The organism is Bradyrhizobium sp. WSM4873 (genome assembly GCF_055811355.1).
Map to the genome: position 1 here is coordinate 127,906 of NZ_JBVVPS010000013.1, position 13,904 is coordinate 141,809.

Here is a 13,904-nt window from a genome sequence, read left to right on the forward strand (position 1 = left end):
GTCTTGCGCTTCAACTCCGCTCTCAAAAGAAGCGGAGAGCAATCTGGGAGACTTGGTCATGGCGCGCTTCGTCCATTTTCGTCTGCTGCGCGCTGCAACATTGTCATTGGTCGTAGCGTCCTCGGCAATGCTGCCTGCGCGCGCCGAGGACCCAGCCGCCTATCCCACGCACAAGATCAGGATGCTGCTGCCTTATGCGGCCGGTGGCGGCGGCGACGTGATCGGGCGGCTGCTCGGCGACAGGATGGGCAAGACGCTCGGACAGAGCGTCTATATCGAGAACCACACCGGGGCTGCCGGCACGCTCGGCACGCAGATGGTCGCGGCATCGGCGAATGACGGCTACACCATCACCGTCGGCGGCATGACCACGCATGTGCTGGCGCCGGCGATCTATCCGAAACTGCCTTACGATTCGATCAAGGATTTCACCACGATCGGGCGCATCGGCACGTCCTCGATCATGCTGGTGGCGACCAAGGATTTTGCCGCCAACGACATCAAGGGCCTGATTGCGCTGAGCAAGAAGGGCGAACCGATCCAGTACGGAAGCTGGGGCGTGGGCTCGACCGGACAATTCTGCGCGGAAATCCTGATGCAACAGACCGGAATCAAGATGGACCACGTGCCGTTCAATGGCATCGCCAAATTGGCCGGCGATCTGCTCGGCGGCCATATCTCGCTGGCGACACTCGACATGGCGACCGCGACGCCGCTGGTGAAGGACGGCTCGATCAAGGCGCTGGCCGCCTGCGGCGAGCGTTCGCCGAGCCTGCCGGATGTCGCCAGCTACAAGGAACAGGGCGTGCCGTTCGATCGCAGCCTGTCCTGGGCGATGTATGCGCCTGCGGGCCTCGCCGAGCCGATCGCGCAGAAATTGTCGGCGGCGCTGAAGGAGGCGCTCGGCGATACGACCGTGAAGGAGAAGCTTCTGGGGCTCGGCATCACGCCGCAATTCGTGCCCGGCGACGAGCAGCGCGACATCAACGCCCGCGACATCGCGGCCTGGAAGCAGGTTGCCAAGGACGCGGGCATTGAAGTGAAGTGAGCCAAGTAACGAGGAGGACGCTGGCATGAGCCGCATCTTCGGCGCGGTGCGCCAGAACGGATATGTGGTGCGGGACATCCACGCCGCGATGAAGCACTGGATCGAGGTGATGGGCGTCGGTCCCTGGTACTACATGGACCGCGTCAAGACCGACTGGTTTCGCCATCGCGGCGAAAACTCTGCCGTCGAGATGAGCATCGCGCTGGCCAATTCCGGCGATCTCCAGATCGAGCTGATCCAGCAGCGCAACGACGCGCCCTCGCTGTACAGGGAATTCCTCGAGTCCGGCCACGAAGGCCTCCAGCACATGTCCTACTGGAGCCACGACTACCAGGCGCTCTATGACAGGGCGCTCGGGCTCGGCTACAGGATCGGCCATGAGGGCCAGATCGGCGGCGACAGGGGGCGCTTTGCCTATTTCGACACCCATGCCCATCCGGGCACCGTGATCGAGATCTCCGACATCAGCGGCACCAAGGGGCCGTTCTTCGAGAAGGTCCGGCAGGCGGCTTTGATCTGGGACGGTACGCGGCCGATCCGGGAGGTCGGCGGGAGCCGATGACGCCGGCGGCCCGGCAAAGGCGATGCAGCAACCGGCCGGGCTCACCGTGCTGCTGGCGCGGTAGACGGCAATCCATGGTAACGTGAGCTTCGTGTCCGAACCTTCAGCGAGGCAAGCATGTCCAACACTGACAAGGTTTTCGCCGGCTCGATCCCGAAACTCTACGACGACTATCTGGTGCCGCTGATCTTCGCCGTTTACGCCGAGGACATCGCAAGACGTGTCGCGGCCCGCTCGCCCTCCGTGCTGCTCGAGATCGCGGCGGGCACCGGCGCCGTGACGCGCGCTGTCGCGGCGGCGCTGCCGCGCGGCGTCCGTTATGTCGCGACCGACCTCAACGAGCCCATGCTCGCTGTCGCGGCGCAGCGTCAGGCAGACGACGATCGCATCTCGTGGCGCCAGGCCGACGGATCGGCCCTGCCCTTCGACGATGCCGAATTCGACGTGGTCTGCTGCCAGTTCGGCGCCATGTTCTTTCCGGACCGCGTCAAGGCCTACGGGGAAGTGAAGCGCGTTCTGAAGGGCGACGGCACGTTCGTGTTCAACGTCTGGGATCGCATCGAGGACAATGTGTTGACGCACGAAGCAACGGTCGCGCTCGAAAAGCTGTTTCCCGACGACCCGCCCCGTTTCATGGCCCGGACGCCGCACGGCTATCACGACAAGGCCGCCATCAGAACCGACCTCGAACGCGCAGGCTTCCGTGACATATCGATCGAAACGCGAGCTGAAATAAGCCGCGCGCCGTCGCCCGAGCACGTGGCGATCGCGCTCTGCCAGGGCACGCCGCTGCGCAGCGAGATCGAGGCACGCGATGCCAGCAAGCTTCAGGCCGCGACCGACATCGTTGCCGAGGCGATCCGAATGCGCCATGGGGCCGGGCCGATTGAAGGCAAGATCCAGGCTATCGTGATCGAGGCGCGGTAGTGACGGGCTTCGATCTGTCCGCCTCCTACCAGAAGCCCCGCTGCATCGGCTGTGCCGGCTGGTAATATTGATACTGGCCGCGCCGGCGCGGATTGACGGGCTGCGGATTCGGATCGCGCTGGAAGAAGAAGCCGAAACCGTTGCCGCCATTGTCCCAGCCGTCGTCGCTCGCCATCGCCATCGGAGGCGCGGTCGGCTTGCGCGTGATGAAACCGCCCTGGGGCTGGTTGCTCAGCACCGCGACGAACTCGGTGCGGTAGTTGGTCTCGCTGCTCAGCGGCTCGTCCGAGATGATGATTGAGGACCGCGGCAACGCGGTCGGCGCGATGCGGTCGAGCACCTCCTGCGGGATGGTGATGCGATCGAGCGCGTTCCTGGCGTTGTCGCCGTCTTCGATCGTGACCACGCTCCAGCGCAGGCCCATATCGTTCTTCGCCATCGCCGTGAAGATATGCGTGCCGAGCGGCTGGTCGGGATTGCGGATCGTGACGGGAACCTCGATGCTGGTGTCGAACACCTCGCCGCCGCCGTCCGGTGCCGGCTTGTGCGTGTTCCGCCGCACATAGAGCTTCTGCGTCGCGCGGCTGATGTAGACCGAGACCGGCTCGAGCGCGAGCTTTGCGTCGGTCGCGGCCTTCACGGCGTCGGCCTTCCTGGCCGCTGCCGCCTTGGCCGCCTCTTTCGTGGCCGCGACCGCATCGCGCTTCGGCTGTGCGGCGATCTTGGCAGCATCGAGCTGCGTCGTCGCGTCGGCAGCCCTGGTGGCGGCCTTCTGCTTCAGCTCCTCGGCCTTGGCCCGAGCCTGATCGGTCTTGGCGGCCGCGAGCTGCTTGTCGGCAAAGGCGAACTCGGCGTCAGCGCGGGTCTTCTGCTGTTCCAGCTTGCGCAGCGAGGCCGGCAGCGATGCCGCCTCTTTCGCGGCCAAGGTCGCAGCCTTCTTGGCCTCGTCGGCCGCCCTTGTGGCCTCCTCGGCCTCGCCGGAGAGCTTGCCGATCTGGCCCGGCGCCGCCGCAATGGCTTCCCGCTTCGGCATGAACAATGCGGGATGAACGATGTCGATCGGAGCTGCGTCGTTCGGCGAGATGATCACCCGCATCCCGATGTTGGTCTTGTCGAACAGGCCCTCCGCGAAGCCGAACGGCATCCGTACGCAGCCATGCGAAGCGGCATAGCCGGGCAGCGGCCCGCCATGCAGCGCGATGCCGTTCCAGGTGATGCGCTGCATGTTCGGCATCCAGGCATCGTCATACATGGTCGAGTGGTGGTCCTTGTCCTTCTCGACGATGGCGAAGACGCCGGCCGGCGTCTCGCGTCCCGTGGTGCCGGTGGACACCGGCGCGCGAAAAATCCAGCCCTCGGCGTCGTAGAAGGTGACCTGCTGGCTCTTGATCGAGACGATTGCCATGATCGGTTCGCCGGCCTCGCGCGGCGCCACCGCCTCGGCCGGCTGACGCGCCTGCTTGGCCGCATTGGCCGGGGCCACGGCCACAGCCGCAAAGACGAGCATCGCCGCCAAGGTCACAATTCCGGGAGGCCCCCAACGCCGCATCGCCACGGTAGATTGCGCCGTTGTCATCAGGTTTCTCATGCCATCCTCGGTCGAAATGCCAGTCCGCCGGTCATTGATCAGATTGCGATCTTTGAATTAAGAAATTGCAGCCGCCTTACGTTCCGTCTGTGGCGACATTCGGCACGTTCCGGCGATAAACCTCATATACGACGGTTGGCGCAGGCGGAAGGGCGGCGTGCGGCCGAAGCTGGCGGTCTATCGCTGCGGCAGAATGTCCGGGGGGCGGACGCTGAACGCCCGTCGCCTTCGGATCGACGGCTCGCACAGAACCCAGCTACCGCACGCGCGGATTAACGGCAGTCGGCAGCCGCGCGGGGGCGGCGTAAGCTGCCTTGCCAAACAAGGCGGCCTCTCCAAAAGAGACCAGCCGCTGCCGCTCCTCGTCCCACAAGGTCAGCCGCACGGTCCGCAAACTCTGGAGCAGCGTAATCCGCCCGACACCAGCGAACTGTGGATGGTCGCGCAACACGTCCTGCAAGCGATAGTAGGGAATTCGACTGGACAAATGATGGATGTGGTGGACGCCAATATTTGCCGTGAACCATCGCAAGACAGCCGGCAGTTGGTAGTGAGAGCTGCCGTGCAGCGCGGCGTCGTGAAAATTCCAGGTTTCGTCGTGGGCCCAGTGCGTGTGCTCGAACTGATGCTGGACGTAGAACAGCCACACACCGATCGACGCTGCCAGGACCACGATCGGCAGATGCACAAGCAGGAACGGCCCATAGCCGACCAGCTGGATCATCGTGACGGCGAGAATCGCGAGGGCGGTGTTCGTGCCCATCGTGCTCAGCCAGGGTTTCCAGCCGCGACGCATCATCCCGACCGGCAACCGGTGCTTCAAGATGAACAAATAACTGGGACCGACGCCAAACATCACGAGGGGATGGCGATACAGACGGTATAGCGTCCGACGCCATCGCGACCGCCCGAGAAATTCGCGCGTGGTCAACGTGTCGATGTCGCCTAAGCCCCTTTGATCGAGATTGCCGGAGTTCGCATGATGGCCTGCATGGTTGCGCCGCCAGTAGCCGTATGGCGTCAGTGTCATCACGCCGAGGGCACGGCCGACCCAATCGTTCGCAAGGCGGCCGCGGAAGAAAGAGCCGTGTCCGCAATCATGTTGGATCATGAAGAGGCGGACCAGCAAACCCGCGGCGGGCACCTCCAGCAGGAGGGCAAACCAATAGCCCTGGTCAAGAGCGGCCCAAATCAGAGCCCAGATGACGACGAACGGTATCGCCGTAATCGCCAGTTCGAGGACACCCCGCGCATTGTCGGGCTCGCGATAGCGGGCGAGCAACTGCGCCGATGCGCGGATTTCCGGTATTCCTTGGCTCATATCTGCTCTGCTCCCGACATGCCGCCCAAGAAGCACGGTTATGGCCACCGACGCAACAAAATCGCCCTACGCCTGGACCCGGGCGGCTGTGCGCTCCGGCCGGAACCGAGCCATCGCCAAGCCAGGCGGCGCTTTCAGAGCTTCAGACGAAGAGGCCGAGTCTCGTCAGAGACCGCGGCTAAACGCCCAGCGCCTTGCGATTGAAGGTTCGCAGGAAACGCAGCGACAGCGTCCGGACATTTGCGACGTTCAGCAACCACCCGGCGGCGACATAAGCGAGGCCGCCCGCAAGGCTCACGACCATGAGCGCAACGAGGCCGATGCCATTGACCTGGGATCGTGCAACGAGAATCGCAGCCGCCATCGCCGCGGCGGAGACGGCAACGCCGGCGAGGCGGTGGAGGTCGAAAGGCACCGGATGGGCGCGATGCATCAGGACGACGGCAACGAGGAAGCCGATCGCTTCGGTCGCAAGCGTCGCCAGCGCCGCGCCGTAGAGGCCATGGCCGGCCACCAGCACGAACATCAACGCCACGCTGACGACCAGCGTCAGGAACGACTGCGCCGCCAGCATGAACGGCCGCTCGGCAAGCTGGAAGCTGATCTGCACGTAGAATTGATTGGCGATACCGAACAAGCGCGCGAGCACCAGGGTCGGCAGCAATGCCGACACCCCGGCGCGGAAGTCGACGCCGACGAGCGTGCCGGCAACCTGGTCGGCTGCGAGCGCGAGCCAGACGGCGACGGGCGCGACCACGACGAGCAGAAGTTCGAGGCTCTCGGTCAGCCGCTCCCGCGTCGTCTCGTTGTTTTTCTCCGACAATGACCGGAACACCAGCGGCACGGTTGCCGCGGCGACGCTGGAGGCGATCATGACCATGAACTGTCGCGGCAGATCGGCGGCGACGCCAAAGATGCCGGCGGCGTCCTTGCCGAGCAAATAAGCCACGATGAGGCGGTCGCAGGCCGAGTAGACCGCGACGGACAATCCGGCCAGCGTCAGCGGCAGGCCGTAGCGCGCGAGCTGCACGAACTGGCTGCGCTGAAAGCGCGCGATCCTGGTGCGGTCACCGACGAGGTTCAGGATGATCCCGGCGAGCGAACCCAGGCCGAATGCGGCAAGCAGTCCCAGTCCACCCCAGCCGAGCCAGATGCCGAGCAGGCCGAAACCGACGCTGGATACGCTGCGCACGATCGAGATCGCCGCGAATCTGTAAGGGCGCAGTTTTGCGCGCTCGAACTCCTGGCCGACATCGACGGCATTCGCCATGATCGCGACGAACATGCTGGCAAGCAACAGCCCGACGCTGAGATCGCTGCGGAACAGGAAGACCAGCGGCGTGGTGGCGCAGAGGACGGCAACGGTGAGCGCGAAGGCGACCATCGCCGTGCCGCGAAAATCCACCTCGGCCGACATCGCCTGATAGCGCGACACCGAGAGCTTGATCCAGGCGAAGAAGATCGCGCCCAGAATGCCCGCCAGGCTGATGCCGACAACATAGACGCCGTACTCCGCCGGCGTCAGCAGCCGGGTGTAGGCCGTGACGGCGAAGAAGCCCACCGCCGCAGGCAGGATGTAGGCGACGAGATAAATCGAGAAGTGGCGGTTCAGCATGCGAGCACGGGACCGGCAACGTTGTTGCGAGTGTGACGGCCGTTCATCAATTGGACCATGGCGGGGCGAACGAATTGCGCCGCAGCATCTCTCAAGAATGTCACATAAGTCTGGAGATCGGGCGGCGAATGCGGCTTTGAGGCCGCTTTCGCGGGTTAGCGTTAAATTTGCCCTTCCCTGGTGGGAGCACGACCACTGGAAAGGAACCGAGATTCGCAGATAGCAAAGTTAACCCAACGAGGGGAAACCCCGGCGTTGCAAGGCGCCGCTTGGTACGATGGCGCGTTGGCTCGACAAGGAACGCCGTGACCAGGCTCGACAGACGCGAATTTCTCCTCGGCAGCGCCGCAGCACTCGCGGCAGCCGCATCGGCGTCCGCAGCGCCGGCGTCGAAACTGGCGCAGCGCCGTCCGGGTTTCGGTGCCGCGGCCACGCTCTGGGATCTGCAAGCCGATCCCAGGCTCGGCGAAGCCATCAGCACCTATTGCACGCAGGTGGTTCCGGTGCTCGAGCTGAAATGGCCGATGCTGCGTCCGGACGCGCACACCTTTGCCTTCGAACGTGCCGACGCGATCCTGGATTTCGCGCGGCAGAACGACCTGACGATGCGCGGCCACGCGCTCGCTTGGTATCACGACATTCCGGACTGGACCAAGCAGATTATGGATGCCAAGGGCGTCGAGCGCGCCTATCTCGACCACATCGGCACCGTCGTCTCCTATTACAAGGACAAGCTGACGTCGTGGGACGTCGTCAACGAGCCGATTCCGGACAATCCACGCAGTCCAAGAGACCGGCGCGATTCGTTCTGGACGCAGCACCTGGGCAATCGCTGGATTCCGCTGGCGTTCCGCACGGCGGCCGCGGCCGACCCCTTCGTCAAGCTCGCGATCAACGAATACGACATCGAGTCGGCAAAGGACACGTTCATTGCGAAGCGCGCGGCCTACCGCAATCTCATCATGGACCTGCTCGACCAGGGCGTGCCGTTGCATGCCGTGGGACTGCAATCGCATCTGCATGCCGAACTCGAGATCGACACCCATGGGCTCGCCGAGTTCGTCACCGAGCTGCGCGCCTGGGGGCTCGAGGTGTACGTCACCGAACTCGATGTCGACGACCAGAAGCTGACGGGGACGCCGGCGGAGCGCGATGCCATCGTCGCCAAGCGCGTCGACGATCTCCTGACCGCGATCTCGACCAGCGGACCAGTGCGCTCGATCCTGACCTGGGGCCTCTCGGACCGCTACAGCTGGATCAACGGCACCTTTGCGCGGGCGGACAAGCAGCCGAACCGTCCCTTGCCGCTCGACGGCGAGTTCAAGCCGAAGCCGTTCATGAACGTGATCAGTAAGTTCACGAAGGACGCGTGAAGGCGCCGGGTCTCAGCGCGTCTTCGGAGCCTCGAACTGAACCTCGTCCCCCATGTCCTCCGGAGACAGGCTCGGACTGCGACGGTCGCGCGAGCTGAGGCGGAACACGTCGCGGATGTCGTCGATCGAGGTCGACGAATAGGACTGGATGCACAGCGCCACCTGGTCGGGCGAAGCGGCGCGCATCATCGATTCGATAGCCGGGCGGTCGAGGCGGGTGTCATCCCAATGCGAGACCGCGATGCTGTCCTCGGTGATCCGATGGGTGGCCAGATGCGCGGGCGCGTTCGCGACGAAATGGCCGTACATGAGATATTCCGAGAACTTCTTCTTCCGGCACAGTGCCAGAACCCAGTTCAATCCCGTCGCCGACTTGATCGCGTCGGTCATCGCACGCGCGGTGTCCTTGTCCCAGACCAGCGCGTTGCCGACATAGTCGTCGGCGGGGAAGGACCGGTCCTTGATGCCAAGGAGCTGATCGACGGTGCGGAGCCACAGGACATGCAAGGGGTGGGCGGCGTCGATCCCGTTGCGCGTGACGAACAGCGGCGTCTTCTCGGCGCCGGCATACTGGCCGACGTCGAATTCGCGGAAGAACAGATTGTCCGAATCCAGGATGCAGACGCGCTGTTCGGGCACGTTGAGGACGCCGGCGATCTTGAGGATCTGCTGGATATGCCAGCCATGAACGGGCGACGACAGCAGCGACAGCCAGACGCGCCGTTTGCTGATGAATTGGAGGGCCGGCGGCAGCGCCCACAGCCATTTCGGCAAATAGCGGGAGGCCGGAACGATGACGCGCTTGTCGGAAGCGAACCGCGCGAACAGCGGCAGATCCTCATCGTTAACGAGAACATAATGCCGCGTGTAGCCCGTCAACCAGGTGTCGATGCTCTCGCTGAGCAGCGAAAAGCGCTCGATATCCTTGGCGTAGCTGGCGGTCAGCAGGGCAACGGAATGCATGGCGCGCGCTCGTATGGCGATCAGGCCGCAGTCATAGCGGCGCCGAGACGCGTTGGATACTTACATTCGCAATCAAGGTAAAATGAAACGAAGCATTAGCCATCCGACGGCAGCCCCTGCTCGATGCAGCGAAAGCGCTCGGCGGCCATTCGCTGCTGGCGGGCCAGGCGATGGCGCGCGTCGCTCGGGCGCTCGGCGTGTCGCTGCCGATCAAGACCATCTTCGAGGCACCGACGATCGACGAGATTGCCCGACGGGTCGACGAGGCCGTCGCGGCAAAGCCACACAAGCCGGCCGCAAGTCTAGCGAGGCTGGCTGGAGCGAGCCTGATCGAAAGCAGCCCTCCCACGCTTTCGATCGCGCAGGAGCAGATGCTGCGGATCGAGCAGAATCTTCAGGGACTGCCGCTGTTCAACCTGCGTTTCGCCTTCCGTCTCCAGGGGCCGCTCAATCTGGCTGCCCTGGCGCAGGCGATCGACGACATCGTGCGCCGGCACAAATCGCTGCGGACCCATTTCGGCTGGAGCGGCGGGGAGCCCGTCAGCCGCGTCGCCGCGCCCGGCGCCCTCGGCCGTATCCTGCCCGTCGAGACGATCGGCGACGGTCAGCCCCACAACAACAAGCGGCGCACGGCGCTGGAGCTCCGCAAGATCAATCTCCTGATCGAACAGGAGACCTATGTCCCGATCGACACCACCCGCGCGCCGCTGCTGCGCGCCCGGCTGTTGCGACTCCACGATTGCGATCACGTGTTGCTGCTGACGCCGCACCACGCCGTCGTCGATGGCTGGTCGATCGGCGTGCTGTTCGAGCAGGAAAGGGGGCGATCCAGCCTCGCTGCTCCAGGTCTACTTCACCCTGCAAAATCCGCTGCGCCAGCCGCTCGATCTTGCCTGACCTCACGACAGGATCGATCGGCAACGTCGCCCGCGAAGGCCAGCCGGTGCTGCCGATCGACCAGACCTGGCTGTGCTGATGCTCAAGGAGCGGCCGACGGGAATCACCGGTTCATGCAATTACAAGAGCGAGCTGCTCGACGGCGCTGCCGTCGGCCAGTGGATGGAGGATCTCGTCGCGGCGCCACTCGGCCGATTGCTCAATCGCAGGGCGGCATGACCGGCCGCAGAGCACGTGCGAATACGGGGTCACTCGTCAAAGCTGTGAATGACCAAGTTGCATCTTGATTCTTTGGCGCCATCGCGCAAGATTATTCTCGCGTTTTGATTTGGACGAATATTTCAACCGGGGAGTTCGTTATGGGTTTCATCAAATTTACCAAGGGCACCTCGTTGAGCGACAAGGACCGCAAGGCCCTGCAGTAGTTGCTCGCCGCCGAGAAGAAGAAGCTGCAGTCCGCGCTGAAGGACGTCGACGCCAGCATTTCGATGTTGGGCGGCTCCAAGAAGTCCAAGAAGAAGAAGACGTAAGACTCGTCGGCCGGGACGCTGTACGAATCTTCAGGCTTCAGTTTTCGGGCTTCAGTTTTCAGATTTGGCCGCTCGCGTGTCGAGTTGGGGTCTCGCACAAGCTTGCGCCCGTAAACCGGCCAGCAATCGACAAGGATTCGCCCGAGTGGACTGCTAGAAGCGGTCCGCTTAGTGGATTCTTTCTCAGTTGATTCTTCCGTCATGGCAGGGGATTTGGCCCCGGCCTGACGCCATGGGCCCAATTGATGGCAGACGACAGAATTGAACTGTTTGTCGGACTGATCGAGACTTTTGACGCGCCGGATGCGGTTGATACCTGCCGGCGCCTGCTTTCGGTCGACGAACGGGTACGTGCCGACCGCTTCGTGTTCGAGCGGCACCAGCGACAGTATATTTTCGCGCACGCGATGTTGCGCCTTGCGCTCTCGCACGTCGCACCTGAGGTCGCACCGACCGACTGGTCATTTGCGCCCGGGCGTTACGGGCGGCCGTTTGTCGTATCGCCCAAGACCTCGAGCGCGCTGCATTTCAGCCTGTCGCACGCCGACGGCTGCGTCGCCTGCGTCGTGTCAGGGCATGAGACCGTCGGCGTCGACGTCGAGACCGTGTCGCGTCGAGTGGCGCCGCTGTCGACTGCGCTTCGGTTCTTCGCGCCGGAAGAGGTTGAAACGCTACGCGGGCTGCCGGAGCCCGCTGCGACCGAGCGCTTCTTCGACTACTGGACGCTGAAAGAAGCCTATCTGAAGGCCAGGGGTTTCGGCCTCAATTTGCCGCTCGACGCTTTCGCGATGCAAGTATCGCGCGAAGCCATCGAGATCAGCTTCACGCCCGATATCGCCGATGATCCGCACGGGTGGCGATTTCAGCTGATCTCGCCGTCGCCCTCGCATCGTCTCGCGATCGCCGACGGCTCCCGCGCCGCCGGCGGCCTTCCCATCACCCGCAATGCATGGCCGCTGCAGGAGGCGGCTGAATGACGCCGTGGCGGCTGCGCGTCTTTCCCGCGATTTCGCGCAACCGCGCCCCCAAGAAATATGTCGGCGAGTTGATGCGGGTGGCGCAGTTCGCCCGCCGTAACGGCTTCGAAGGCATCCTGCTGTTCGAAGGCAACGACGTGTTCGTCGAGCCCTGGGCGATGGCCCAGCACATCGTCGGCGAGACGACGAGGTCCTCACCGCTGATCGCGGTCAATCCGGTCTACATGCACCCGTTCACGGCGGCAAAATTCGTCTCGTCCTTCGCAGCCCCACGGCCGCAAGGTCTATCTCAACATGATCACGGGGACGGCGGTCAGCGATTTGCAGGGGCTCGGCGGCGAGCTGTCGCATACGGAATTTCTGGTCGCAGGCCAGTCCGAGCCGGCACGGCGCGTGGCGAAGGAGACCGGCTGCATCAAGATGCAGATGCTGCCACCCGATCTCGACCGCGGCCTCGATGCGCCGGGGTAAATTTTGGAATCTTCGCCCGCGTGGGACGCGACGAGGCACGGCAGGCCGCAAAGGCGCGTTTCCGCGATAATGCCGATGATCGCGAGCTGCTCGTGCTCACCGTGGAGAACAGCGATTCCGTGTGGAAACGGCGCCTCTACGAGGGCCAGAGCGGCGAACTCGCGGACAATGGCTATTGGCTGCTTCCGTTCCTGGCCTTCCAGGCCGACTGCCCCTACCTCGTCGGCAGCTACGCGGAGATCGGCGCGAAGCTGAAGGAATTTGGCGCGAAGGGGCTGACCACGATCATGCTCGACGGGGTCGCGGACGAGACCGAGATGCAGCACGTCTGCAAGGCGCTCACGGCAAGCGGGATGTTTTGAGTTGTGGATGAAGTCGACCTATCCATCCACATCGTCATTGCGCGCGTAGCGAAGCAATCCGGAGTCCCTCCGCGGAAAGATTCTGGATTGCTTCGCTACGCGCGCAACGACGGAGAATGATGGGCTACTCGGCGAAAATCACCGCGCCTCTTCGAATCCCGCCAGCACCGAGGTCAGGTTCGCGCCGAGGATATCCGAGAGGTAGCCGCCCTCCTGCACGAACACGGTCGGCAGCCCCATCTTTGCGATGGCCTGGCCGATGCGGCGGAAGCCTGGTGTGGTGACGGCGAGACCCTTCAGCGGATCGTGCTCGGAGGCGTCGAGGCCGAGCGCGATGACGAGGGCGCCGGGCGCAAAGGATTCGATCGCCTTGCGTGCGACGTCCATCGCCTGGATGTAGCCGTCATCGCCGGTGCCGATCGCCAGGGGGATGTTGAGGTTGGCGCCGAGGCCGGGACCTTCGCCGCGCTCATGCGCGTACCCCCACACGTAAGGATAATACGCGACGGGATCGGCATGGATCGAAACGGTGTAGACATCGGGCCGCGCGTAGAAGATTCCTTGCGTGCCGTTGCCGTGATGGACGTCGACGTCGAGGATCACGACACGCTCGTGCCTCTGCCGCAGATGCGCCGCCGCGATCGCGCTGTTGTTGAGGAAGCAGAAGCCGCCGGCCATGTCGCGATAGGCGTGATGGCCGGGCGGCCGGCAGAGCGCATAGGTCGCATCCTCGCCGTCCATCACCATCTGTGCCGCGGTGACCGCGACGTCGGTCGCAGCGCAGGCCGCGGCCCAGGTGCCCGGGCCGATCGGCGCCGCGGTGTCGGCGGTGTGCCAGCCGAGCTTGCCGGTGATATGGGTGGGATAAGTCGCGGCATGACGCACCGGATGGATATTGCCGATCATCTCCGGACCGGAATCGCCGAGCGCGGTCCAGGCCTCCCAGGCCTCGCTCAGGAACGATAGATATTCCGGACTGTGGATGCGCGCACGCGGCCCCTGCCCGAATGATGTCGGCTCGACCAGTTGGTGCTTGCCGTCCTTGAGCCCTTTGAGCAGGCGGTCGGCACGCTCGGGCTGCTCGGTGGTACGCTTGACGACACCGCGAACCAGGAAGAATTGCGGATCGTGGCTGCGATGCAGCTCGGTATGGACGGCTTTCACTCGAACACTCCGTGGTCGCTTTGAGGGTGCCACAGATGTCTAAATCCCCGCGGCGGCGAGATGCAAGCAAGAAGAATGCCGCCCCTGTCGCACCGCCCTGCGCCTG

At 64.1% G+C, this 13,904-nt stretch carries 10 protein-coding genes and 2 pseudogenes; 7 read left to right on the plus strand and 5 right to left on the minus strand.

From position 1 onward, the window contains the following. The first annotated feature begins 58 nt into the window (after positions 1–58). From AC0L21_RS19020 to AC0L21_RS19030, 3 genes are all read left to right on the plus strand, one after another. A complete protein-coding gene (locus AC0L21_RS19020; RefSeq protein WP_473263337.1) occupies positions 59–1,048 on the plus strand; it encodes a Bug family tripartite tricarboxylate transporter substrate binding protein in 990 nt (329 codons plus the stop codon). Between the two features lie 25 nt (positions 1,049–1,073). After that, on the plus strand, positions 1,074–1,610 hold the full coding sequence (locus AC0L21_RS19025; protein WP_473263339.1) for a VOC family protein: 537 nt from the start codon (positions 1,074–1,076) through the stop codon (positions 1,608–1,610). A gap of 117 nt (positions 1,611–1,727) precedes the next feature. Next, positions 1,728–2,537, plus strand: coding sequence for a class I SAM-dependent methyltransferase (locus AC0L21_RS19030; protein ID WP_473263340.1), 810 nt, complete (start codon positions 1,728–1,730; stop codon positions 2,535–2,537). Between the two features lie 25 nt (positions 2,538–2,562). On the opposite strand, the gene AC0L21_RS19035 is transcribed toward AC0L21_RS19030, so the two are convergent. The 3 genes from AC0L21_RS19035 to AC0L21_RS19045 all read right to left on the minus strand — a co-directional run bounded on the left by AC0L21_RS19035 (position 2,563) and on the right by AC0L21_RS19045 (position 7,061). Further along, a complete protein-coding gene (locus AC0L21_RS19035; RefSeq protein WP_473263341.1) occupies positions 2,563–4,125 on the minus strand; it encodes a L,D-transpeptidase family protein in 1,563 nt (520 codons plus the stop codon). A gap of 256 nt (positions 4,126–4,381) precedes the next feature. Continuing rightward, positions 4,382–5,446: a fatty acid desaturase gene (locus AC0L21_RS19040; protein ID WP_473263342.1), complete on the minus strand. Its 1,065-nt coding sequence runs from the start codon at positions 5,444–5,446 to the stop codon at positions 4,382–4,384. 178 nt (positions 5,447–5,624) lie between these two features. Next, complete coding sequence (locus AC0L21_RS19045) at positions 5,625–7,061, minus strand: lipopolysaccharide biosynthesis protein (protein WP_473263345.1); 1,437 nt, start codon at positions 7,059–7,061, stop codon at positions 5,625–5,627. 305 nt (positions 7,062–7,366) lie between these two features. On the opposite strand from AC0L21_RS19045, the gene AC0L21_RS19050 reads away from it, so the two are divergent. Next, positions 7,367–8,434 carry an endo-1,4-beta-xylanase gene (locus AC0L21_RS19050; RefSeq protein ID WP_473263346.1) on the plus strand — a complete coding sequence of 356 codons (1,068 nt, stop codon included), beginning with the start codon at positions 7,367–7,369 and terminating at the stop codon, positions 8,432–8,434. Positions 8,435–8,446: 12 nt separating this feature from the next. Here the strand turns inward: AC0L21_RS19050 and AC0L21_RS19055 are convergent, their stop codons facing one another. Beyond that, on the minus strand, positions 8,447–9,397 hold the full coding sequence (locus AC0L21_RS19055) for a DUF6492 family protein (protein WP_473263348.1): 951 nt from the start codon (positions 9,395–9,397) through the stop codon (positions 8,447–8,449). A 137-nt stretch (positions 9,398–9,534) separates the two neighbouring features. Here AC0L21_RS19055 and AC0L21_RS19060 point away from each other — a divergent pair. The 3 genes and pseudogenes from AC0L21_RS19060 to AC0L21_RS19070 form a co-directional block, all read left to right on the plus strand. Then, positions 9,535–10,513 (plus strand): annotated as a pseudogene (locus AC0L21_RS19060) (condensation domain-containing protein); the annotation flags it as partial. 556 nt (positions 10,514–11,069) lie between these two features. After that, complete coding sequence (locus AC0L21_RS19065; RefSeq protein ID WP_473263349.1) at positions 11,070–11,801, plus strand: 4'-phosphopantetheinyl transferase family protein; 732 nt, start codon at positions 11,070–11,072, stop codon at positions 11,799–11,801. After that, positions 11,798–12,634: pseudogene (locus AC0L21_RS19070) on the plus strand (LLM class oxidoreductase). The gene AC0L21_RS19065 and the pseudogene AC0L21_RS19070 overlap by 4 nt, the downstream one beginning before the upstream one ends. A gap of 138 nt (positions 12,635–12,772) precedes the next feature. Here the strand turns inward: AC0L21_RS19070 and AC0L21_RS19075 are convergent. Further along, positions 12,773–13,798 (minus strand): histone deacetylase family protein, encoded by a 1,026-nt coding sequence (locus AC0L21_RS19075; RefSeq protein ID WP_473263351.1) that lies wholly within the window; start codon positions 13,796–13,798, stop codon positions 12,773–12,775. Between the last annotated feature and the right edge of the window lie 106 nt (positions 13,799–13,904).

Coding starts and splice junctions, on each gene's coding strand:
- AC0L21_RS19020 (WP_473263337.1), top strand. CDS start 59: ATGGCGCGCTTCGTCCATTTTCGTCTGCTGCGCGCTGCAACATTGTCA.
- AC0L21_RS19025 (WP_473263339.1), top strand. CDS start 1,074: ATGAGCCGCATCTTCGGCGCGGTGCGCCAGAACGGATATGTGGTGCGG.
- AC0L21_RS19030 (WP_473263340.1), top strand. CDS start 1,728: ATGTCCAACACTGACAAGGTTTTCGCCGGCTCGATCCCGAAACTCTAC.
- AC0L21_RS19035 (WP_473263341.1), bottom strand. CDS start 4,125: ATGAGAAACCTGATGACAACGGCGCAATCTACCGTGGCGATGCGGCGT.
- AC0L21_RS19040 (WP_473263342.1), bottom strand. CDS start 5,446: ATGAGCCAAGGAATACCGGAAATCCGCGCATCGGCGCAGTTGCTCGCC.
- AC0L21_RS19045 (WP_473263345.1), bottom strand. CDS start 7,061: ATGCTGAACCGCCACTTCTCGATTTATCTCGTCGCCTACATCCTGCCT.
- AC0L21_RS19055 (WP_473263348.1), bottom strand. CDS start 9,397: ATGCATTCCGTTGCCCTGCTGACCGCCAGCTACGCCAAGGATATCGAG.
- AC0L21_RS19065 (WP_473263349.1), top strand. CDS start 11,070: ATGGCAGACGACAGAATTGAACTGTTTGTCGGACTGATCGAGACTTTT.